Genomic DNA, 20,439 nt, shown 5'->3' on the forward strand with positions numbered 1-20,439 from the left:
TCAACGGCGATAGCCCTGGGGCGCGGCTGGCGGCATATGGCAGCGGCTGTGGCGTCATGCTAGGCTCACGCGCCGGTGAGCGGTTCGCTGAAACGAGCCGCCGCCAGCCATACTTCAGGGCTGGAGACCCCGTCATGCACGTGCACATCCTCGGAATCTGCGGCACCTTCATGGGCAGTCTGGCGCTGCTCGCGCGCGAGTTGGGCTACACCGTCAGCGGCTCCGATGCCCACGTCTATCCGCCGATGAGCACCCAGCTCGAAGCCGCCGATATCGCGCTGATGGACGGCTACGCCGCGGCCAACCTCGAGCCGCGACCCGATCAGGTGATCGTCGGCAACGCCCTGTCCCGCGGCAACCCCGAAATCGAGGCGCTGCTCAACGCGCGGCTGAGCTACGTCTCGGGGCCGCAGTGGCTGGCCGAGCACGTATTGCCCGGACGACGGGTGCTGGCGGTGGCCGGTACCCACGGCAAGACCACCACCGCCAGCTTGCTGGCCTGGCTGCTGGAGAGCGCGGGGCTCGCGCCGGGGTTTCTGATCGGCGGGGTGCCGCGCAACTTCGGCGTCTCGGCGCGCCTCGGCGGAGACGACGCGCCGTTCGTGATCGAGGCCGACGAATACGACACGGCGTTTTTCGACAAGCGCTCCAAGTTTGTGCATTACCGCCCGGATGTCGCGGTGCTCAACAACCTGGAGTTCGATCACGCGGATATCTTCGCCGATCTGGCAGCCATCGAGCGCCAGTTCCATCATCTGGTGCGTACCGTTCCTGGCGATGGCCGGCTGCTGGTCGCCGATGGCGAACCGGCGCTCGAACGGGTCGTGAAGATGGGCTGCTGGACGCCCCTGGAGCGCTTCGGCGATGCCGAAGAGAGCGCCTGGCGGCTGGAGCTGGAGCGTGACGACGCCAGCCGTTTTCGGGTCATTCACGACGGCGAGGATGCGGTGGTCGACTGGTCGCTGAGCGGCGTGCACAACGCCCGCAATGCGCTCGCCGCGCTGGCCGCGGCGGCGACCTGTGGCGTGGACCTGGCACGCGGCTGCGCCACGCTGGCACGCTTTGAGTCACCGCGACGACGCCAGGAGGTGCGCGGCGAGATCGCCGGCATCCAGGTCATCGACGATTTCGCCCACCATCCTACGGCGATTTCCGCCACGCTCCAGGGATTGCGTGCCGCCACTCCGCTGGGACGCCTGCTGGCGGTGATCGAGCCGCGCTCGAACACCATGCGCCTGGGCACGCTGCGCTCGCGGCTGGCCGAGAGCGTCGCCGAGGCCGACCGGGTCTGGTGGTACCAGCCGCCCGAGCTCGACTGGTCGCTGGACGAGCTGCTCGAAACCAGTCCGGTGCCGGCGCAGCGGGTCGACGGCATCGCTGCGCTGGTCGCTGCGCTGGTCGACGAGGCGCAGCCTGGAGATCGCATCGTGGTGATGTCCAACGGCGGCTTCGGCGGCATCCACGAAAAACTGCTGGCGGCCCTGGAGGCGCGGCATGGCTGAGGCGACGTTCAAGCCACCGGTGACCGTCGCGCTGACCGGAGCCTCCGGCGCGCAATACGGGCTGCGCCTGATCGAATGCCTGGTGGCGGCCGAGCACGAAGTCTGGGTGATGATCTCCAAGGCGGCGCACATGGTGATCGTCACCGAGACCGACGTGCGCCTGCCGGCTCAGCCGGCCAGGCTCGGCGAGGCGCTGACCGCCCGCAGCGGCGCCGCCGACGGGCAGATCCGCTGTTTCGGCCGCGAGGACTGGATGGCGCCGGTGGCCTCGGGCTCCGGGGCGTCGACGGCCATGGTGATCTGCCCGTGTTCGACGGGCACGCTGTCGGCGGTCGCCACCGGCGCCAGCAACAACCTGATCGAGCGCGCCGCCGATGTCGCGCTCAAGGAGCGCCGCCGGTTGATCCTGGTGCCGCGCGAGGCGCCATTGTCGGCGATCCATCTCGAGCACATGCTGGCGCTGACCCGGCAGGGTGCGGTGATCCTGCCCGCGGCGCCGGGCTTCTACCATCGTCCGACCCGCGTCGAGGCGCTGATCGACTTCATCGTCGCGCGGATCCTCAATCAATTGGGTATCGAGCATCGTTTGATACCGCGCTGGGGAGAACCGCAGTGATCGTCAATCTGTCGCTGCTGTCGGTATTCATCCCCACCTTCTTCATGGTCTCGTTGACTCCGGGCCTGTGCATGACGCTGTCGATGGTGCTGGGGATGACCCTCGGCGTTCGCCGCGCGCTGTGGATGATGATCGGTGAACTGGTCGGGGTCGGCCTGGTCGCCGTGGCGGCGGGGGCCGGCGTGGCGACGCTGATGTTGCGGCAACCGCTGGCATTCGCTGCCTTCAAGTGGCTGGGCGGCGCCTACCTGGTGTATCTGGGGGTAATGATGTGGCGCTCGCGGGGACGCATGGCGATTCCCAGCGAGCCCGCCGCGGTACGCGATGTCTCGCGCTGGCAACTGATTTCCCAGGGGTTTGTCACCGCAGTCGCCAATCCCAAGGGCTGGGCGTTCTTCATTGCCCTGCTGCCGCCGTTTCTCGATACCGACCTGCCACTGGCCCCGCAGCTGGCGGTACTGGTCGGGATGATCCTGACCCTCGAGCTGTGCAGCTTGCTGCTCTACGCCACTGGCGGGCGCACCGCCAGCCATCTGCTCGCCAAGAGCGGCAACGTCCGGCTGCTCAATCGCCTCGCCGGCACGCTGATGGTGGGTGTCGGGGTCTGGCTGGCGCTGGGTTAGGAGCCGGTCGGACGTGATGCCGATCAGGCGTTTGGCAGCCACAGGATGCGACCGACTAGCAGCGCAAGCGAGGCCAGCGACAGGATTTTCCAGGGGGCCGGTGGTGGCATGTGCCGCGCAAAGCTGTGATAACTGAGGCGTACCAGCGCACAGGCCAGCAGGCCGAGCAGGGCGCCGCCAATCAGGTCGCTGAGCCAGTGCACGCCAATCACCAGCCGCGACAGCGCCATGGGAACGCTGATCAGAATCGCCAGCCAGTAGGCCGGTGCCCGATGTCGCGGGGGCAGTCGGTCGGCGACGAACGCCGCGGTCAGTCCATAGAGCACCACAGCGGTCGAGACATGCGCGCTGGGGTAGGAAAACGAGCCGATCAGGTAATCGGGCGTATCGGGCCGCACGCGTCCGGCCAACTGCTTGAACAGCGTATTGGCCAGCGCGATGCCGCCCAGCGCACCGGCCATATGCAGCAGTACGGCATAGGCCCGGCGGTGCGCCAGCCATACCGCCCAGGGGGCCGTCAGGGCGAGCACGCCGAACGTGTCGCCGGCCTTGGCCATCCATTCGGCGACAGCTACCAGGGGGGCGAGTGATAGATCCCCCAGCAGGGCCTGCAGTTGCCGATCCATGGGCAGCGGGCCGCTTTGCTCCAATACCCACAGCGTCCAGCCGGACAGCGCCGCCAGGCTGATCAGCGCCAGCGCCAGCGAGGCCAGCGGCAGTTCCGCTTCGGGGCGTGTGGTGCGTAGCCAAAGCCACAGGCGGCGCAGTCGTGGATGACGGCGCGCCAGCCCGGCGAGCAACCGATAGCCACGTCCCTGGCGGGTAAGCTGGCTGCGCAGCAACGAGAAGACGATCGCCAGCGCGACGACGAGTATCGCCAGCAGCACCAGCCAGCGTCGGCTGCTGCTGGGCAGGTCGAGCAATTGCTGCCAGGTGCTGCCCAGCAGGTAGCCTGGCAGTACATAGATCGGTGCCCAGAGCAGTGCCGAACCGATGTTGGACCACAGGAACGTGGTCGGTCGCATGTGCAGCATTCCGGCGATTAGCGGGATGATCGGGCGCACCGGACCGAAGAAACGGCCGATCAGTACCGACAGCACGCCATAGCGATGGAAGAAGCGCGCGCCGCGGGCCAGCCATTCGGGGTGGTTGCGAAACGGTCGCAACTGTGGAATGCGCTGGCGCTGGTAATAGCCGAACGCAAAGCTTAGCCCATCGCCGATCACCGCGCCGACGAAGGCCGCGGCGAGCAGGGCGAAGATCGCCAGATCGTAGTGTCCGGCCAGCGAGGCCGCGGCGGTGATCAAGATCACGCCGGGCACCAGCAGACCGACGACGGCCAGCGACTCGATCAGCGAGATGCCGGCGACGATCAGAAAAAGCCAGTTGGGTGAGGGCATGAAGCCACTTATCCATTCGGTCATGCTCAAAGGGCGGGCTCCATCAGTTTGAGGCCCGCGCTCAGCAGGCGCTGTTCGAAATGCTGGCGAGTTTCACCGGCGTGTAGGCGGCAAACTTGAATCCGCGACTGCAGGGTGCCGGTCTCGGCGATGACTTCACGATTCAGCGCATGCAGCAGGCGCTCGCGGACGATCAGTGCGCCGGCTTCCCCGGTGTCCGGCAGCAGCAGCCAGAACAACGAGCCCTGCTGACGACCCAGCAGATCGTGCTGGCGCGAGTTGGCCTGGATTGTCTGGCAGATGCGATCGAGCAGGGCGTGCAGCAGCGGGCGGCCGAACTGCTCGTCGGCCATTTCCAGTTGGGGGAGGTGAATGACCAGGGCGGCAAGCGGACGCCTGAGTGCCTTGGCCCGCTCGACCTCGGCGGCCATCCGGCGTTCGAGGGTTTCGCGCGACAGCGCGCAGCAATCGCGATCTCGGCGTACCGATCGATCGCACTGCTGGGCATGACGATGGCCCAGCCAGCCGGGCAACGAGGCCATGCCCAGCAGCGTCAGGTAGGCCAATGCCGCCGGCCCCAGCGTCAGGTCGGGGGCGGCGATGGCAAGCCACACCGGAGTCAGGAACAGGCTCAGCAGCAGCCCCGGGGCGAGCGGCAGCAGCAACAGCGTCAGTACCGGCGGCAGGCCCAGCCAGAATAGCGATAGCGTGGCTTGCTGGTGGGCCAGGTCGATGGCGACGATCAGGTAGCAACTGATCAGCACCAGATAGATGGGCAGGCGGCGGAACTCGGCATTGACCCAGCGTACGAACAGCGCCCCGCCGAGCATCAGGGTCAGTATCGCCGGCAGCAGGATATCGCTGTAGTGGCCCATCATGTACTGCCACAGCGCATAGCTGCCCATCAGCACCACGCCACTGACGTAGACCAGGCGGAACAACCAATCGGCCAGGCGCGAGCGGTCGTCGTAAGCCATTCAGGCTGACTCCTCGAGCACGATCAACGGACGCGACTGGTGGGCCAGGGCGCGTAGCTGTCCGGCCAGCTCGAGCCCCGGCGCCAGCGTGACGAAGCGAGCCTGGCTGATGCCCGGCAGTGCCGCTTTCAAGGCGTCGCGGCGCTGGCCGCCCTCCGTGGCGTCGCGGCTGATCAGCAGCGCGGCGAGGACGTGTCGGTCGAGCTGATAGCCGCTTTCGTAGCTGCGGGTATGGTCGACCAGCAGGCGCGCCAGTGTCGATGTGCGGCTCTTCTGGCGCACCAGCACCAGCATGCCATGGGTCTTCTCGCGCTGGCAGCGAGCGGTCTCCTCGGGCAGGTCCTGCTCGAGCTGATGGCGTGACCAGAACATGGCGTCCGGGATGCGCTCCGCATAGCGATGCTGAGTGCGCCAGCTGGCCTGCAGACTCAGGCTGCGGGCAATCGCCAGCAACCCCAGGGTGGCCAGCAGCAGCCCGGCGAGCACTCCCTGTTCGATGGGAAACGCGGTGCGGCTGTCGAAGTAGCTAAGTGTCGCGAGTGCGGCGTTGAGCGCCAGCAACCATGGGGGCTGCGGCAAGGCCAGCACGGCCACCCAGGCCCATAGCCACAGCAGGAAATATTGAGGGTCGAGCGCCAGCACCAGCGTCAGCACCAGCGCCAGCAAGGCCGGTAGCCAGGCGTTGGCGAGATGGATGCCGCCCGGCCGGGCATGGGTGACTATCACCAGCAACAAGGCACCGACGACCAGTACCGGCGCGGCCGACTCGCCCCGCCAGACCAGCGCCAACGCGAGGATCGACAGGGCGGTCAGCCAGACGATCAGCCGATAGGGGCCTTCTTTGAACTTGCGCTCCATGGTGGCTTACTATTGTGCTCCTTTCCGAGTAGCGGACACTGTACGATACCCGCCCCCCGGCGGCGACTCGTATCTGACTTTTTCGCCAACCCTGCGCCCGACGCACCGGCCCTGGTGGCGTGCGGCAGGCCGATGGAGACTTTTCGGACATGTCACCACAGTTCGCGACGACCGATGTCGCCTCCTACATGCAACAGCTGGGTCGCGAGGCGCGCCGTACCAGCAGTCAATTGCGGCGTGCCACCAGCGCGGCCAAGAATGCCGCGCTGGCGGCCATGGCGGCGCGCCTCGCGGCCTCCCGCGAGGCGCTGCTGACCGCCAACGAAAGCGATCTGGAGCGCGCACGGGCGTCGGGGCTGGACGCGGCGCTGCTCGATCGGCTGGCGCTCAGCGAGGCGCGCATCGAGGCGATGATCGAAGGCCTGCACCAGGTCGCCGCGCTGCCCGACCCGGTGGGTGCGATCGACGATCTGCGAACCCGGCCGAGCGGCATCCAGGTCGGCCAGATGCGCGTGCCGCTGGGGGTGATCGGGATCATCTACGAGTCGCGTCCCAACGTCACGCTCGAGGCGGCCAGCCTGTGTCTCAAGTCGGGCAATGCCTGCATCCTGCGCGGCGGCTCCGAGGCCCGCGAGAGCAACGCGGCGATCGCCGAATGCATCGTCGCCGGGCTCGCCGATGCCGGGTTGCCGGAAAGCGCGGTGCAGGTGGTGGCGATGACAGATCGCGCCGCGGTGGGGGAGTTGATCGCCATGCCCGAGTATGTCGACGTGATTATTCCGCGCGGCGGCAAGTCGTTGATCGAGCGGGTGGCGCGCGATGCGAAGGTGCCGGTGATCAAGCATCTCGACGGGGTGTGTCATGTGTACATCGATGCCAGCGCCGATCGCGACAAGGCGCTGGCGATCGCCGTCAATGCCAAGACGCAACGCTACGGCACCTGCAATACCTTGGAAACGCTGCTGATCGATGCGCCGGTGGCCGGCGAGCTGCTGCCCGAGCTGGCCGCGGCATACGCCGAACACCGCGTCGAGCTGCGCGGCTGTGAGCGTACCCGTGAGTTGCTGCCGGGAATCAAGGCCGCCGAAGAGGCCGACTGGTCGGCGGAATACCTGGCCCCGGTGCTGGCGATCCGGGTGGTCGATGGCATCGATGCCGCCATCGCGCACATCGAGCGCTACGGTTCGCACCACACCGATGCCATCGTCAGCGAATCCTATACGCTGAGCCGGCGGTTCCTTGCCGAGGTCGATTCCAGCTCGGTGATGGTCAACGCCTCGACGCGCTTCGCCGATGGTTTCGAATACGGCCTGGGTGCCGAGATCGGCATCTCCACCAACAAGCTGCACGCCCGGGGGCCGGTGGGCCTCGAAGGTCTCACGACCCGCAAGTACATCGTGCTGGGCGATGGCCAGATCCGTGAGTGACCGCATTTCGGGCGACGCCGCGCCGCGCATCGCCATGTTCGGCGGTACGTTCGACCCAGTGCATCTGGGGCATCTGCGCAGTGCCGTCGAACTGCGCGAGTGCCTGGCGCTGGATCGGGTCCATATGCTGCCCGCCCATGTACCGCCGCACCGGGAAGCGCCGGGAGTTTCGGCCGCCGAGCGCCTGGCGATGCTCGAGGCCGGCATCGGCGATACCCCGGGGCTGGTCGCCGACGCCCGGGAGCTGGATCGCGACGGCCCTTCCTACAGCGGCGAGACCCTGGCTTCGCTGCGTCGCGACTACGGCGAGCAGGCGCGCCTGGTGATGAGCGTGGGGATGGATGCCTTCCTCAGGCTGCATGAATGGCGCGAGCCGCAGCGCTTGTTCGAGCTGGCGCACGTGGTGGTGATCGAGCGTCCCGGTCATCGGGGCCCGCTGCCCGCTGCCCTGGCGCGGCTCGTCGCCGGTCGCGAAGCGGCGGATGCCGAGGCGCTGTTGCGTCGGCCGGCGGGCGGCGTGTTGCACGTGAGGCTGCCCAGCCGCATGGCGATCTCCGCCACCGGGTTGCGCACACGCCTGGCCGCGGGCCGCAGCGTACGCTATCTGTTGCCGGAAGCGGTGGAAGACTATGTTCGCTCACGCAATCTTTATCGGTCGTTGGAACCGTCGGGGTAGAATGACGGTCTGACTAGACTGTTTCTTTAGAGGAGCTATGCAGATCGACGCACTCAAGACATTGGCAGTGGATGCCCTCGAGGAACTCAAGGGCCAGGATATTGCCGAACTCGACGTCGCGGCGCTGACCAGCGTCACCGATGTCATGCTGGTTGCCAGCGGTACCTCGTCACGCCACGTGGCGGCGCTGGCCAACAATGTGGTCGAGCGGGCCAAGGATGCCGGGGTACGGCCGCTCGGTGTCGAAGGGCAGAACGGCGCCGAATGGGTGCTGATCGACCTGGGCGATGTGGTGGTCCATGTCATGCAGCCCGAGACGCGGCGCCTGTACGATCTCGAACGACTGTGGGCCGATCTGCCCGCTGACAGCGAGGAGGAGGTGCGCGGAGGCCGGGCGTGAAGTTGAAGCTGCTGGCCGTCGGCACCAGGATGCCCGACTGGGTCGAGCGGGGCGTTGCGGAATATCGCCAGCGAATGCCGCGTGACTTCGCCCTCGAAGTGATCGAGATCGCTCCCGGTGCGCGTGGCAAGAATGCCGATGTGGCGCGTGCCGTGGCGCTCGAGGGACAGCGCATGCGCCAACGCCTGAACGGCGAACTGTGCGTGGCGCTGGAAGTCACCGGCCAGGCGTGGTCGACCGAGCGGCTTGCCGGCGAGGCCGATCGCTGGCGCCATTCGGGGCGTGATGTGGCGCTGCTGGTGGGCGGTCCCGAAGGGCTCGAGCCGGCACTTTCGGCGTCCGCCGATCAGCGCTGGTCGCTGTCGCCACTGACCCTGCCGCACCCGATGGTGCGGCTGATCATCGCCGAACAGCTCTATCGCGCCTGGACGCTGCTGGTTGGCCACCCCTATCACCGTTGACTGAAGGACGCAATGCAGCATCCACGCCACGAGCCTGCTTCGCCGCCTCGAAACGTCACCCTCGCCTTGTGGCCTTCGCATGCGTAAACGCCGTTCCGCGCTGAAGAATCCCGAACAGGAAGTGCGCATCTTCCGCAACCGCTCGTTGCTGGCGGTGGCGGTGGTCATCCTGCTGTCGGGCGGCCTGATGGCACGCCTGGTCTACCTGCAGATATTCCAGCAAGAAGCCTTTGCCACGCGCTCGGAGAACAACCGCGTGCGCGTCGAGCCGTTACCGCCGACCCGCGGCTTGATCTACGACCGCAATGGCCTATTGCTGGCCGAAAACCGGCCGACCTATAACCTGACCATCGTTCCCGAGCGGGTCGACGATCTGGGCGCGACGCTTGACCTGCTGGTCGGTATTCTCGAGCTTCCCGAGCAGCAGGAAGCGGTCTTTCGCAAGCGGGCCTATCAGCGTCAACGCCCGTATCAGCCGGCGTTGCTGATGAGCGAGCTCGACGAGCGCCAGATTGCACGGCTGGCGGTCAATCGCTATCGCTTGCCCGGGGTCGAGATCGAGGGCCAGTTGCTGCGCTACTATCCCAACCCGGTGCTGATGTCGCACGTGCTCGGCTATGTCGGCCGGATCAACGCCGAGGAACTCGCCGAGCTGGACAGCGGCGACTACGCCGGCACGCACTTCATCGGCAAGACCGGCATCGAAAAGCAGTACGAAGAACAGCTGCAAGGCGACGCCGGGCTGCGCCGGGTAGAGACCAACGCCCGGGGGCGGGTGCTGCGTGAGCTCGGTCGCACCGATCCCGAACCCGGCAAGAACATCACCCTGAGCATCGACGCGCGACTGCAGAAGTTGGCCTACGATCTCCTCGCTGGCCGGCGTGGCTCGATCGTCGCCATCGACCCGCCGAGCGGCGAGATTCTCGCCATGGCCTCGTCGCCGGGCTTCAATTCCAACCTGTTCGTCACCGGCATCAGCTATGAAGATTACCGTGCGCTGCGCGAGGACATCGATCTGCCGCTCTACAATCGCTCGGTTCGCGGGCAGTACCCGCCAGCGTCCACGGTCAAGCCCTACCTGGCGCTGGCAGGGCTGGAAAACGCTGTGATCACCCCGCAGAAGACCATCTACGACCCGGGTTACTACAAGCTGCCCGGATTCGATCGGCGCTATAATAACTGGAAGCGCTCGGGGCAAGGTCGGGTCGACATGAGTCGTGCCATCGAGGTCTCCAACGACACTTACTTCTACAACCTGGCGAACTTGCTGGGAATCGATGCACTGTCCAGCTCCATGTCCCGCTTCGGCTTCGGCGAGGAGACCAGCTATGACGTGTACGGCGCTTCCCAGGGCTTGATGCCCTCGAGAAAATGGAAGCGCGAGAGCCGCAACCAGGTCTGGTTTCCCGGCGAGACGCTCTCGGTGGGCATCGGCCAGGGTTACTGGCTGGCCACGCCGCTGCAGATGGCGACCGCCATGTCGGTACTCGCCAACCGCGGCAAATGGGTGACCCCGCATCTCGCTCGCAAGATCGGCGACGAGATGGTCAAGCCGCCTCCCGCCAAGGAAGACATCAAGTTGCCCGACAAATGGTGGGATCTGGTCATCCAGGCGCTCGAAGCGGTCTTGAGCGGCAACGAGGGCACCGCGCGACGTGCCGGGAAGGGGCTCGAATACCGCATGGCCGGCAAGTCGGGAACCGCTCAGGTATTCTCCCTCGCCAACGACGAGCGCTACAACGCCGACGAACTCGATGAGCGTCTCCTCGATCATGCCCTGTTTACTGCCTTCGCGCCGATCGACGAGCCGCGGATAGCCGTTGCGGTGGTCATCGAGAACGCCGGTGGTGGCAGCTCGAACGCGGCGCCGCTGGCCCGTCAGTTGATCGATGCCTGGTTGCTGCCCGACAACACGGCGCTCGAACAGGCACAAAACGAGCTCACCCAGCGAGAAGACCATGAACCGACGCGATAGCGCCATGCTTCACTACCCGCGCCGCGCCAGCGTTCGTCGTCGTCGCACGCTGTGGTCGCGGATCCATATCGACCCCTGGCTGGGCGGGCTGCTGCTGGTGCTGCTGGGGGCCGGGCTGATCGTGCTCTACAGCGCCAGCGGCCAGCGCATGCCGGTGGTCACCGCCCAGGCCAGCCGATTCGGTATCGCGTTGGTGGCGATGGCGACGCTCGCGCAAATATCGCCCAAGACGCTATGCCGCTGGTCGCCGGTTGTGTACGCCATGGGGCTGGCGATGCTGGTGGCCGTCGAAGTCATGGGCGACATCGGCATGGGCGCGCAGCGTTGGCTGGAAATTCCCGGGTTGATTCGCTTCCAGCCTTCCGAACTGATGAAGCTGGCGATGCCGATGATGGTTGCCGCCTACCTGCAGCGCCAAGTCTTGCCGCCGAGGTTACGCGACATCGCGGTCTGCGCGATGATCATGGCCGTGCCAGTGGCCATGATCGCCAGGCAGCCGGATCTCGGCACCTCGCTGCTGGTGAGCAGCGCCGGGCTCTTCGTGCTGCTGCTGGCCGGCTTGTCCTGGCGCCTGATCGGCTGTCTGGTGGCGCTGGCGGGGGCGGCGCTGCCGTTGCTGTGGATCAACATGCTCGATTACCAGCGCCAGCGGGTCTTGACCTTTCTCAACCCCGAGAGCGACCCGCTGGGTTCGGGCTGGAACATCATCCAGTCGACCACGGCGATCGGCAGTGGCGGGCTCATCGGCAAGGGCTGGACGCTGGGCACCCAGTCGCAGCTGGAATTCCTGCCCGAACGGAAGACCGACTTCATCGTCGCGGTGCTCGGCGAGGAGTTCGGCCTGGTCGGCATGCTGCTGATCCTGACGCTCTACCTGCTGATCGTGGGGCGCGGCCTGTTGATGGCCAATGGCGCCCATGACAGCTATGGTCGGCTGGTCGCCGGCAGCATCATCCTGACGTTCTTCATCTACGTATTCGTGAATATCGGCATGGTCAGCGGTATCCTGCCGATCGTCGGCGTGCCGTTGCCGCTGGTCAGTTACGGCGGGACCTCCAGCGTGACGTTGATGGCCGGTTTCGGTATTCTCATGTCGATTCACAGCCACCGACGGCTACTGCCCCGTTGAGGCGACGATGCCGCAAACGATCGCTGGAGCGGAAATAGCCTATGCCTTCAGGACCTATGCCTTCGGGACCTATGCCTTCAGGAGTAGCAGGACGATGAGCAGCCCCCTGCGTCACTATCGCCACCGTCGGCCTGTCAAGGCGGCGATCATCGTGCTTGGCGGTTGTCTGTGGAGTCTTGGTCTGCCAGCGTTGGCGGGAGAGAACTTCGCGCCGGATGGCCATCCCCGCGTACAGGCGTTGATCGATGAGTTGGCGGCGCGGGGTCTGCCCCGCGACTGGCTCGTCGCCACCCTGTCGCGCGCCGAGTTCCGCCAGCAGGTGCTCGATGCCATGGCCGGCGCGGCCGAGCGGCAGCTGCGCTGGGACGAGTACCGCGATATCTTCATCAAGCCCGAGCGTATCCAGGGTGGCGTCGACTTCATCGCGGCAAACCGCGAGGCCTTCGCGCGCGCCGAGGCCGAGTACGGCGTACCCGCCGAGATCATCGCAGCGATCATCGGTGTCGAGACCTTCTATGGGCGCTACACCGGCTCGTACAAGGTGCTCGATTCGCTGGCCACGCTGGCTTTTCGTCACCCTTCGCGGGGCGATTTCTTTCGCGGTGAACTGGCCGCCTTTCTCGAGATCAGCAACGAGCAGGGCGTCGATCCCGCCAGTCTGCAGGGCTCCTACGCCGGTGCGATGGGCTATCCGCAGTTCATTCCCACCAGTTATCAAGCCTACGCCGTCGACTTCGACGCGGACGGCAAGCGCGACTTATGGGACAACCCGGTCGATGCCATCGGTAGCGTCGGCAACTATTTCGCGCGCAACGGTTGGCAGCCCGGCGCGCCGATTTACGCCAAGGCGCGGGGGCCGGCGACGCCGCCCACGAGCATCGAATTCAATCAGGTGCGCCGCCCCTACATCAGCATCGCCGAGTTGAGCGAGCAAGGTATCGAGCCGGCGAGCGGGACAGCCGCCGCCGGGGCCCCGGTCATCCCGCTGGCTCTCGAGGTCGACGGGGGCAAAACCCGCTATCGTCTGGGCTACGAAAATTTCTACGTGATCACGCGCTACAACCGTAGTCATCTCTATGCGATGGCGGTGAGCGAGCTGGCCGAGCGAATCCGAGCGGCGCGCGAGGCCGGGGCATGAGGTGGGGCTGGTTACTGCTGGTGGGCGGTATCATGCTCCTGGCGGGGTGCGCCGGTGATGGCGGCTCGCGCCCCGAGGCGGGCTCGGGACGCTATGCCATGGCGAACGATGCCTATCCCGACGAGCCGCCCGATGTCTCCCGGGTTCCCAATGCGGTACCTCGGGTCGAGCCGCGTGCGGCGAGCGGCAACCGCTCCACCTATCAGGTCTGGGGCACCACCTATCGGGTCATGGACGACCCCCGCGGTTATGAAGCGGAAGGCATCGCTTCCTGGTACGGCAAGAAGTTCCAGGGCTATGACACGGCCAGCGGCGAACCCTACGACATGTACAAGATGACGGCGGCGCATCGCTCGCTGCCGTTGCCGACCTATGCGCAGGTCACCAATCTCGATAATGGTCGTACGGTGATCGTCAGAGTCAACGATCGCGGACCGTTCAAGGGCAATCGCCTGATCGATCTGTCCTATGCGGCGGCGGCCCGTCTGGGTATCCTGCGCAACGGAACCGGCAAAGTGCGGGTCGAGGCGATCGACCCTGTCGCCTGGCAGGCCGAGTATCGTCAGAATGGCGCGGACAAGGCCTTGGCAAGTGGCGAAACGTCGCCGGGAAAAGGGCCTGCGCAGCGTCCGGAAGAGACTCGACTCAAGGCGCCGGATGCACCGGTTCGTGCGGGTGGTGACGTCGCCAAGGCGCTGCCGGCCACTGGCCAGCCCCAGCCCGTCGCCGAGCCGGTGCAGGCCAGCGCAGCATCGCGGATCTATCTGCAAGTGGCGGCGCTCAGTTCGGCGGCTAGCGCCGAACGGCTCAAGTCACAATTGCAGCAGCAACTGGCGCGACCGGTGCGCGTCGCTCGCGATGATCGCCTGTACCGGGTCCAGGTTGGCCCGGTCGTTAATCAATCGGCGCTCAAGCGCCTGCGCAGCGAACTGCGTAAGGCCGGTTATGCGCAAGCCTTTTCGGTGAGTGCCGGGCGTTGAAGCCGCTTTACCATCACCATCCATCGAATCAAGCCACGAGAAACATTGTCATGAGATTGCCCGCTTTACCGTCACCGTCCTGGCATTGGCTGACTGCCGCCGTCACTGCATTGTTCATCGCGGCCCAACCCGCCCAGGCTCAGGACGCGGCGCCTCAGCCTGATCCGGCTCCCCAGCCCGATTCGGCGCTGCAGCAGACGCTGCCGGAGCCGATGATCCCCTCGCCGCCGACCCTCAATGCCTCGTCATGGATTCTGATCGATGCCAACAGCGGCGAGGTGCTGGCCGAGCAGAATGCCGACAAGCGGCTGCCGCCAGCCAGTCTGACCAAGATGATGACGGCCTACATCGTCGAGAAGGAGATCGACGACGGCAATATCAACGATCAGGATCTGGTCACGATCAGCAAGAAGGCCTGGCAGACCGGCGGCTCACGAATGTTCATCCGCGAAGGGACTCAGGTCAGCGTAGAAAACTTGCTGCGCGGCGTGGTCATTCAGTCGGGCAATGATGCCAGTGTCGCGCTGGCCGAGTACGTCGCCGGCTCCGAGTCGGCCTTCGCCGAGCTGATGAACCAGCAGGCGCAACGCCTCGGGCTCCAGAACAGCCAGTTCGCCAATGCCACCGGCCTGCCAAGTCCCGGGCACTATTCGTCGGCACGGGACCTGGCGACCCTCGCCAAGCACATCATTCAGGACTATCCGGAGCATTACCAGATCTACTCGGAGAAGTACTTCACCTACAACGGTATTCGTCAACCCAATCGCAACCGCCTGCTGTGGCGCGACGCGTCGGTCGATGGCCTCAAGACCGGGCATACCGAAGAGGCGGGATATAGCTTGGCGGCCTCGGCCAAGCAGGGCGAGATGCGACTGATCTCGGTGGTCATGAACACCGCTTCCGAGGAGGCGCGGGCGCAGGAAAGCCAGAAGCTTCTGAACTACGGCTTTCGCTTCTTCGACACTTTCCGTCTCTATCAGCGTGGCGCGGTCATCAATCAGTCGCGGATCTGGGGAGGCGCCCAGGATCAACTGAAGGTCGGCGTCTCCGAGGATATCTACCTGACCGTGCCCAAGGGGCGGCGCGACGAAATGACCGCGCAACTCAACCTGCCCGAGACCCTCGAGGCGCCGGTACAGGCCGGTCAGCAGCTCGGCACCCTGAACGTCAAGCTGGGTGACAAGGTGCTCATGGAACAGCCGCTGGTAGCGCTGCAGACGGTCGAGCAGGGCGGTTTCTTCAAGCGCATCTGGGACACCATCCTGCAGTTCTTCACCGGCCTGTTCGACTGATCCTCAGCGGGTGGCGCACGGCCCTCGGCCCGCGCCACCCTTGGTCGCCGCGAATAGGTTGAGTAGAATACTCGGAAATGTCTTCGCCGAGCCGACCCCATGACCGACAACTCCCTCCGCGACCTGCGTGTCCCGAACGCGCAAGCCACGCCGCCCGCCCCCAAGGTCGAGTTTCCCTGTGACTACCCGATCAAGGTCGTCGGCGACGCCGCGCCCGATTTTGAAGCCGCCGTCATCGACGTGATCGAGGAGCATGCTCCGGGTATCGACCGGCGTACCGTCAACGCCGTCGACAGCCGCAATGGCAAGTTCCGTTCAATACGGGTGACCATCACCGCCACCGGGCAGGAGCAACTGCAGGCGCTGTTCGTCTCGCTCAAGGAAACCGGCCGCGTGCACATGGTGCTTTGACTCGATGACCAGAGTCCTGGCGTGGTGGTGACGACGTGGTGATGACGAGGAGTCGTGATGGACGCAGCGTCGGCGGCAGCGCCGATCAGAGTGTTTCAGCTCGGACGCCAGGCTTATCTTCCGGTCTGGCAGGCGATGCGCGAGCTGACCGATAGCCGCGATGCCGCTACCCCGGATCAATTCTGGGTGGTGGAACATGAGCCGGTCTTTACCCAGGGCCAGGCAGGCAAGCCGGAACATCTACTGATGCCTGGCGATATTCCGGTGGTGCAGACCGACCGGGGTGGCCAGGTCACCTATCACGGCCCCGGACAGCTGGTGCTGTACCCGCTGCTCGATGTGCGGCGCGGCAGGATCGGCGTGCGCGATCTGGTGAGCGCCCTGGAGCAGGCGGTGATCGGGGTGCTGGCCGACGCGGGCATCGAGGCCCATGCGCGCCCCGATGCCCCGGGCGTCTACGTCAATGAGGCCAAGATCGCGTCGCTGGGCCTGCGCATTCGGCGTGGCGCGAGCTTTCACGGCGTGGCGTTGAACGTGACGGGCGATCTATCGCCGTTCCAGCGCATCAATCCCTGTGGCTATGCCGGGATGCAGATGGTGCGTCTTGCCGATCTGGTGGAAGAACCTTGCTTGCCAGCGGTGGCGCAGCGCCTGATCGCGCATCTCGCGGGGCGGCTGGGCCGGAACACCGCGGCGGCCATGCCCGGCGAACTGCCGGAACATTGCCTGGCGCAGGGGCTTTCGTACAGGGTTTCGGCCTGAGCGGGTCAGGCCGCTGGCCTAGCCGACGTTGATGGCGGGAATGATATCGGGGTCGGGCTCCTGCCCCGGCACCGCGGCGGGCGCGGCAAGCCCCAGGTTGTTCTTCTCGAATACCCGATCGGCCCGATAACTGGAGCGAACCAGCGGACCGGCGGCGACTTCCATGAAACCCTTGTCGAGCCCCAGTTGCCGATAGCGTTCGAACTCGTTCGGGGTGACCCAGCGCTCCACCGCCAGGTGGTTCCTGGTGGGACGCAGATACTGCCCGAGCGTGACGATATCCACGCCAATCGCCCTGAGATCGTCGAAGGTGGCGAGGATCTCGTCGTCGGTTTCGCCCAGCCCCAGCATCAGGCTGGTCTTGGTCAGGATATCGGGGCGATGGCGCTTGGCGTGGGCCAGCACGTCCAGGGTCTTGCGATAGCCGGCGCGGGGATCGCGAACCCGCGAGGTCAGGCGTTCCACGGTCTCGACGTTCTGGGCGAAAACCTCCAGCCCCGAATCCACCACGGCCTCCACGGCCGGTTCCCGAGCGTCGAAATCCGGCGTCAGCGCCTCGACCACGACCTCGGGGGTGCGGGTCTTGATGGCGCGAATGCAGGCTGCATAGTGGGCGGCGCCGCCATCGTCGAGATCGTCGCGGTCGACCGAGGTCAGGACGATGTAGCGCAGCCCCATCAGCTCCACCGACTTGGCGGTGTTCTCGGGCTCTTCGTGATCCAGCCAACCTCGGGGGTTGCCGGTATCCACGGCGCAGAAACGGCAGGCGCGGGTGCATACCGAGCCCATCAGCATGATGGTGGCGGTGCCGTTGCTCCAGCATTCGCCCATGTTGGGGCAGTGCGACTCGGCGCAGACGGTGCTCAAGCGATGTTCCTTGACGTTGCGCTTGACCGCATCGAAGCGTTCGCCGCCCGGCATCTGGATCCGCAACCAGGGCGGCTTGCGTCCGGTGACGGCGCTCTCTTCAGCCTGCTGACGCTCCTCGGTTTGCTTGCGCTGCTTGATGCCGTCCTTGATCACGGACATGCCGCGTTCGTTGCGGTACTTCTTGCCGCTGGAAACGGACTGCGAAGACGTATCACTCATATCGGACCTGACTCTCCAATCGACCTGCTGACCGGCCTGTTCGGCGACGCGGGCCGCACGTTAAATGCCCTGCTCGGCGCGTCTCTATGAGAGGCAATTTACCACACTCGACCCGGTGTCATCACATCAGCTGCCGTGGTTGGCGGGGATCGGCAGGCAGACCACCGAGTGGCCGGGCATCGGCTCGAGCGGCGCCTTGAAGTGCGCGTTGAGCTCGGGCAGCAACTCGCGCAAAAAGCGCATGAACAGCTCGGTCACCGGGGTCGGATAACGATCCTTGGGATAAACGGCGCACCACGAGCGCTTGAGCGGAAACCCCGGCAGGGCGGGTGAGGCCAGCAGGCCCGAGGCCAGCTCCAGTTGCACCGCCAGGCGCGGCAGCACGGACACCCCGAGGTGCGCCATGACACCCTGCTTGATCGCCTCGTTGGTACCCAGCTCGAGGGTGTGCGCCAGCGAGACCCGCTCGCGGGAGGCGTACTCCTCGAAGGCGGTACGCGTTCCCGAGCCGGGCTCGCGCATCAGCACATAATGACGCGCGAAGTCCTCGAAGGTCGGTCTGTCGTCGCTGAGCAGCGGATGGCCGGGCCAGACCACGGGAATCATCTCGTTGTCGAGAACCGGCATGAACGCCAGGTTGGCGTCATCCGGCACCATGCCCATCAGCACCAGGTCGTCGCGGCGTTCGGCGAGGCGCTCAAGGGCCTGGCCGCGATTGCACACGTGCAGGCGGATCTGCACTTCGGGATAGCGGGCGCGAAACCGTGCCAGGATATGCGGCACCACGTATTGCGCGGTGGATACCGCCGTCAGGTTGAGTTCGCCGCGAATGGTGCCGGCCAGCTCGGAGAGTTCCATCTGCAGGCTCGATACCTGGCCGAATATCGATTGGACCGTGGCCGCCAGGGCGTCGGCGGCGGGCAGCACATGCAACGTCTTGCCGGCGTACTTGAACAGCGGTTGTTCCAGTGCCTGCTCGAGCTGACGGATCTGCGCGCTGACCGCCGGCTGGGTCAGACCCAGTTGTTCCGCGGCACGCGAATAGGACTGCTGGCGATGCACGGCCTGGAAGACCTGGAGCTGGCGAAAGGTCAGGCGATTGAGCAGATGAGGGCGCGACATGGCGATTTCCGCATAAGAGGTATAAGCCGTCCCTTATAGGTTGGCAAAAAAATATCAATTTTTCTATTGGTAGCCCGCCGGGTAGCGTAAAGGCACATTCAGTACGGTCGTTACCACGTGCGAGCAACCCGTGAGTGTTTCGCATGGCCACCGTGGACGCAACCCGGGAGGACCGCCAGTGTTCCATAAACTGTTGATCGCCAATCGCGGCGAGATAGCGGTGCGTATCGTGCGCGCCTGTGCCGAGATGGACATTCGCTCGGTCGCCGTGTACACCGAGCCCGATCGCTTCGCGCTGCACGTCAAGCGCGCCGACGAGGCGCATTTCGTCGGCGACGACCCGCTGGCCGGCTATCTCGATCCGCAGCGACTCGTCGACCTGGCCCGCGAGACCGGCTGCGACGCCATCCATCCCGGCTATGGTTTTCTCTCGGAGAATGCCGATCTGGCGCGTATCTGCAGCGAGGCGGGGATCGCCTTCGTCGGCCCGTCGTCCACAGTGATCGCGCGGATGGGCGACAAGACCGCCGCGCGTGCGGCGATGCGCGAGGCCGGCGTGCCGGTTACCCCGGGCTCCGAGGGTAATCTGGCCAGTTGCGAAGACGCCCTGGCGCTGGCCGAGACGATTGGCTATCCGGTAATGCTCAAGGCCACCTCCGGGGGCGGCGGTCGCGGCATTCGCCGCTGCGACGATGCCACTCAGTTGCGCCAGGCCTGGGAGCGGGTGATTTCCGAGGCCACCAAGGCTTTCGGCAGCGCCGACGTGTTCATGGAAAAGTGTGTGGTCGAGCCGCGGCACATCGAGGTGCAGATACTCGCCGATCGCCACGCCAACGTCATCCACCTGTTCGAGCGCGATTGTTCGATCCAGCGCCGCAACCAGAAACTGATCGAGATCGCCCCCAGCCCGCAGCTGACCCCCGAACAGCGTGCCTATGTCGGCGAACTGGCGGTGCGCGCCGCCGAGGCGGTGGGCTACGAAAATGCCGGGACCGTCGAGTTCCTGGTCAAGGGCAACGAAATCTATTTCATGGAGATGAACACCCGAGTCCAGGTCGAACACACCATCAGCGAGGCGATCACCGGGGTCGACATCGTCCGCGAGCAGATCCGCATCGCCGCCGGGCTGAAACTGGCGTTCCGCCAGGAAGACATTCGCCATCACGGTTATGCGATCCAGTTTCGCATCAACGCCGAGGACCCCAAGAACGACTTCCTGCCGTCGTTCGGCCGGATCACCCGCTACTACGCGCCGGGCGGCCCGGGGGTGCGTACCGACACGGCGATCTACACTGGCTACACGATTCCGCCGTATTTCGACTCGATGTGCCTGAAGCTGATCGTCTGGGGGCTGACCTGGGAGGAAACCCTGAATCGCGGCATTCGCGCGCTCAACGACATGCGCCTGCAGGGGGTCAAGACCACCGCGCCCTATTACCAGGAGATCCTGCGCCACCCGGATTTTCGGCGCGGCGAGTTCGACACCGGCTTCGTGCCGGCGCACCCGGAGCTGCTCAATTACTCGGTGAAGCGCAATCCCGAAGAGGTCGCATTGGCCATTGCTGCCGCCATCGCCGCCCACGCCGGACTATAAGGAGAGA

Annotated in this window: 20 protein-coding genes; 15 read left to right on the plus strand and 5 right to left on the minus strand. The window is 65.7% G+C overall.

All coding sequences use genetic code 11. The features are described 5' to 3' along the window. Positions 1-134: 134 nt before the first annotated feature. From mpl to HALZIN_RS0103915, 3 genes are read left to right on the plus strand one after another with little or no spacing between them, the layout of a single operon-like run. Entirely contained in the window at positions 135-1,502 is a 1,368-nt protein-coding gene (gene mpl, locus HALZIN_RS0103905; protein ID WP_031382939.1) for a UDP-N-acetylmuramate:L-alanyl-gamma-D-glutamyl-meso-diaminopimelate ligase, read from the plus strand. Then, positions 1,495-2,118, plus strand: coding sequence for a flavin prenyltransferase UbiX (locus HALZIN_RS0103910; RefSeq protein ID WP_031382940.1), 624 nt, complete (start codon positions 1,495-1,497; stop codon positions 2,116-2,118). The genes mpl and HALZIN_RS0103910 overlap by 8 nt, the downstream gene beginning before the upstream one ends. After that, complete coding sequence (locus tag HALZIN_RS0103915; protein ID WP_031382941.1) at positions 2,118-2,741, plus strand: LysE family translocator; 624 nt, start codon at positions 2,118-2,120, stop codon at positions 2,739-2,741. The genes HALZIN_RS0103910 and HALZIN_RS0103915 overlap by 1 nt, the downstream gene beginning before the upstream one ends. A 23-nt stretch (positions 2,742-2,764) precedes the next feature. Here HALZIN_RS0103915 and HALZIN_RS0103920 read toward each other — a convergent pair whose 3' ends face one another. The 3 genes from HALZIN_RS0103920 to HALZIN_RS17805 are packed head-to-tail and all read right to left on the minus strand — an operon-like array spanning position 2,765 to position 5,976. After that, complete coding sequence (locus HALZIN_RS0103920; RefSeq protein ID WP_236254958.1) at positions 2,765-4,141, minus strand: bifunctional DedA family/phosphatase PAP2 family protein; 1,377 nt, start codon at positions 4,139-4,141, stop codon at positions 2,765-2,767. Between the two features lie 26 nt (positions 4,142-4,167). Then, the gene (locus tag HALZIN_RS0103925) at positions 4,168-5,118 is read right to left on the minus strand and encodes a diguanylate cyclase domain-containing protein (RefSeq protein ID WP_051907364.1); all 951 of its coding nucleotides are present in this window, start codon (positions 5,116-5,118) and stop codon (positions 4,168-4,170) included. Beyond that, positions 5,119-5,976 carry a hypothetical protein gene (locus HALZIN_RS17805; protein WP_031382944.1) on the minus strand — a complete coding sequence of 286 codons (858 nt, stop codon included), beginning with the start codon at positions 5,974-5,976 and terminating at the stop codon, positions 5,119-5,121. 149 nt (positions 5,977-6,125) lie between these two features. Here HALZIN_RS17805 and HALZIN_RS0103935 point away from each other — a divergent pair, with 149 nt between their 5' ends. The 11 genes from HALZIN_RS0103935 (at position 6,126) to lipB (ending at position 16,627) form a co-directional block, all read left to right on the plus strand. Beyond that, positions 6,126-7,403 (plus strand): glutamate-5-semialdehyde dehydrogenase, encoded by a 1,278-nt coding sequence (locus tag HALZIN_RS0103935; protein WP_031382945.1) that lies wholly within the window; start codon positions 6,126-6,128, stop codon positions 7,401-7,403. After that, positions 7,384-8,079, plus strand: a complete 696-nt coding sequence (nadD, locus tag HALZIN_RS0103940) for a nicotinate-nucleotide adenylyltransferase (RefSeq protein ID WP_031382946.1) — start codon at positions 7,384-7,386, stop codon at positions 8,077-8,079. Before HALZIN_RS0103935 ends, nadD begins: the two co-directional genes overlap by 20 nt. A gap of 37 nt (positions 8,080-8,116) precedes the next feature. Beyond that, a complete protein-coding gene (gene rsfS, locus HALZIN_RS0103945; protein ID WP_031382947.1) occupies positions 8,117-8,479 on the plus strand; it encodes a ribosome silencing factor in 363 nt (120 codons plus the stop codon). After that, complete coding sequence (rlmH, locus tag HALZIN_RS0103950) at positions 8,476-8,940, plus strand: 23S rRNA (pseudouridine(1915)-N(3))-methyltransferase RlmH (protein ID WP_031382948.1); 465 nt, start codon at positions 8,476-8,478, stop codon at positions 8,938-8,940. Before rsfS ends, rlmH begins: the two co-directional genes overlap by 4 nt. Before the next feature lie 79 nt (positions 8,941-9,019). Next, on the plus strand, positions 9,020-10,915 hold the full coding sequence (gene mrdA, locus HALZIN_RS0103955; RefSeq protein ID WP_031382949.1) for a penicillin-binding protein 2: 1,896 nt from the start codon (positions 9,020-9,022) through the stop codon (positions 10,913-10,915). Then, positions 10,899-12,044 (plus strand): rod shape-determining protein RodA, encoded by a 1,146-nt coding sequence (gene rodA, locus HALZIN_RS0103960; RefSeq protein ID WP_031382950.1) that lies wholly within the window; start codon positions 10,899-10,901, stop codon positions 12,042-12,044. Before mrdA ends, rodA begins: the two co-directional genes overlap by 17 nt. 94 nt (positions 12,045-12,138) lie before the next feature. Then, entirely contained in the window at positions 12,139-13,182 is a 1,044-nt protein-coding gene (gene mltB, locus HALZIN_RS0103965; RefSeq protein WP_051907365.1) for a lytic murein transglycosylase B, read from the plus strand. Further along, positions 13,179-14,162 (plus strand): septal ring lytic transglycosylase RlpA family protein, encoded by a 984-nt coding sequence (locus HALZIN_RS0103970; protein WP_031382952.1) that lies wholly within the window; start codon positions 13,179-13,181, stop codon positions 14,160-14,162. Before mltB ends, HALZIN_RS0103970 begins: the two co-directional genes overlap by 4 nt. 50 nt (positions 14,163-14,212) lie before the next feature. Further along, complete coding sequence (locus HALZIN_RS0103975) at positions 14,213-15,454, plus strand: D-alanyl-D-alanine carboxypeptidase family protein (protein WP_035575141.1); 1,242 nt, start codon at positions 14,213-14,215, stop codon at positions 15,452-15,454. A gap of 99 nt (positions 15,455-15,553) precedes the next feature. Further along, positions 15,554-15,865 carry an HP0495 family protein gene (locus HALZIN_RS0103980; protein WP_031382954.1) on the plus strand — a complete coding sequence of 104 codons (312 nt, stop codon included), beginning with the start codon at positions 15,554-15,556 and terminating at the stop codon, positions 15,863-15,865. 57 nt (positions 15,866-15,922) lie between these two features. Continuing rightward, positions 15,923-16,627, plus strand: a complete 705-nt coding sequence (lipB, locus tag HALZIN_RS0103985; RefSeq protein ID WP_084173333.1) for a lipoyl(octanoyl) transferase LipB — start codon at positions 15,923-15,925, stop codon at positions 16,625-16,627. Between the two features lie 18 nt (positions 16,628-16,645). Here lipB and lipA read toward each other — a convergent pair whose 3' ends face one another. After that, on the minus strand, positions 16,646-17,716 hold the full coding sequence (gene lipA / locus HALZIN_RS0103995; protein WP_031382956.1) for a lipoyl synthase: 1,071 nt from the start codon (positions 17,714-17,716) through the stop codon (positions 16,646-16,648). Positions 17,717-17,842: 126 nt separating this feature from the next. Beyond that, on the minus strand, positions 17,843-18,838 hold the full coding sequence (locus HALZIN_RS0104000; protein WP_031382957.1) for a LysR family transcriptional regulator: 996 nt from the start codon (positions 18,836-18,838) through the stop codon (positions 17,843-17,845). 178 nt (positions 18,839-19,016) lie between these two features. Between HALZIN_RS0104000 and HALZIN_RS0104005 the strand changes: the two genes are divergently transcribed. After that, positions 19,017-20,432 (plus strand): acetyl-CoA carboxylase biotin carboxylase subunit, encoded by a 1,416-nt coding sequence (locus tag HALZIN_RS0104005; RefSeq protein ID WP_031382958.1) that lies wholly within the window; start codon positions 19,017-19,019, stop codon positions 20,430-20,432. The last annotated feature ends 7 nt before the right edge of the window (positions 20,433-20,439 follow it).

The organism is Halomonas zincidurans B6 (assembly GCF_000731955.1).
Classification (GTDB): Bacteria; Pseudomonadota; Gammaproteobacteria; order Pseudomonadales; family Halomonadaceae; genus Modicisalibacter; species Modicisalibacter zincidurans.

Bases quoted from the DNA above. Each gene is read 5' to 3' on its own strand.
- HALZIN_RS0103910 (WP_031382940.1), top strand. From the start codon at position 1,495: ATGGCTGAGGCGACGTTCAAGCCACCGGTGACCGTCGCGCTGACCGGA.
- HALZIN_RS0103920 (WP_236254958.1), bottom strand. From the start codon at position 4,141: ATGCCCTCACCCAACTGGCTTTTTCTGATCGTCGCCGGCATCTCGCTG.
- rodA (WP_031382950.1), top strand. From the start codon at position 10,899: ATGAACCGACGCGATAGCGCCATGCTTCACTACCCGCGCCGCGCCAGC.
- HALZIN_RS0103970 (WP_031382952.1), top strand. From the start codon at position 13,179: ATGAGGTGGGGCTGGTTACTGCTGGTGGGCGGTATCATGCTCCTGGCG.
- HALZIN_RS0104000 (WP_031382957.1), bottom strand. From the start codon at position 18,838: ATGTCGCGCCCTCATCTGCTCAATCGCCTGACCTTTCGCCAGCTCCAG.
- HALZIN_RS0103935 (WP_031382945.1), top strand. From the start codon at position 6,126: ATGTCACCACAGTTCGCGACGACCGATGTCGCCTCCTACATGCAACAG.
- mrdA (WP_031382949.1), top strand. From the start codon at position 9,020: ATGCGTAAACGCCGTTCCGCGCTGAAGAATCCCGAACAGGAAGTGCGC.
- HALZIN_RS0103975 (WP_035575141.1), top strand. From the start codon at position 14,213: ATGAGATTGCCCGCTTTACCGTCACCGTCCTGGCATTGGCTGACTGCC.
- nadD (WP_031382946.1), top strand. From the start codon at position 7,384: ATGGCCAGATCCGTGAGTGACCGCATTTCGGGCGACGCCGCGCCGCGC.
- mpl (WP_031382939.1), top strand. From the start codon at position 135: ATGCACGTGCACATCCTCGGAATCTGCGGCACCTTCATGGGCAGTCTG.
- lipB (WP_084173333.1), top strand. From the start codon at position 15,923: ATGGACGCAGCGTCGGCGGCAGCGCCGATCAGAGTGTTTCAGCTCGGA.
- rsfS (WP_031382947.1), top strand. From the start codon at position 8,117: ATGCAGATCGACGCACTCAAGACATTGGCAGTGGATGCCCTCGAGGAA.
- HALZIN_RS17805 (WP_031382944.1), bottom strand. From the start codon at position 5,976: ATGGAGCGCAAGTTCAAAGAAGGCCCCTATCGGCTGATCGTCTGGCTG.
- HALZIN_RS0103925 (WP_051907364.1), bottom strand. From the start codon at position 5,118: ATGGCTTACGACGACCGCTCGCGCCTGGCCGATTGGTTGTTCCGCCTG.
- HALZIN_RS0103980 (WP_031382954.1), top strand. From the start codon at position 15,554: ATGACCGACAACTCCCTCCGCGACCTGCGTGTCCCGAACGCGCAAGCC.
- mltB (WP_051907365.1), top strand. From the start codon at position 12,139: ATGAGCAGCCCCCTGCGTCACTATCGCCACCGTCGGCCTGTCAAGGCG.
- lipA (WP_031382956.1), bottom strand. From the start codon at position 17,716: ATGAGTGATACGTCTTCGCAGTCCGTTTCCAGCGGCAAGAAGTACCGC.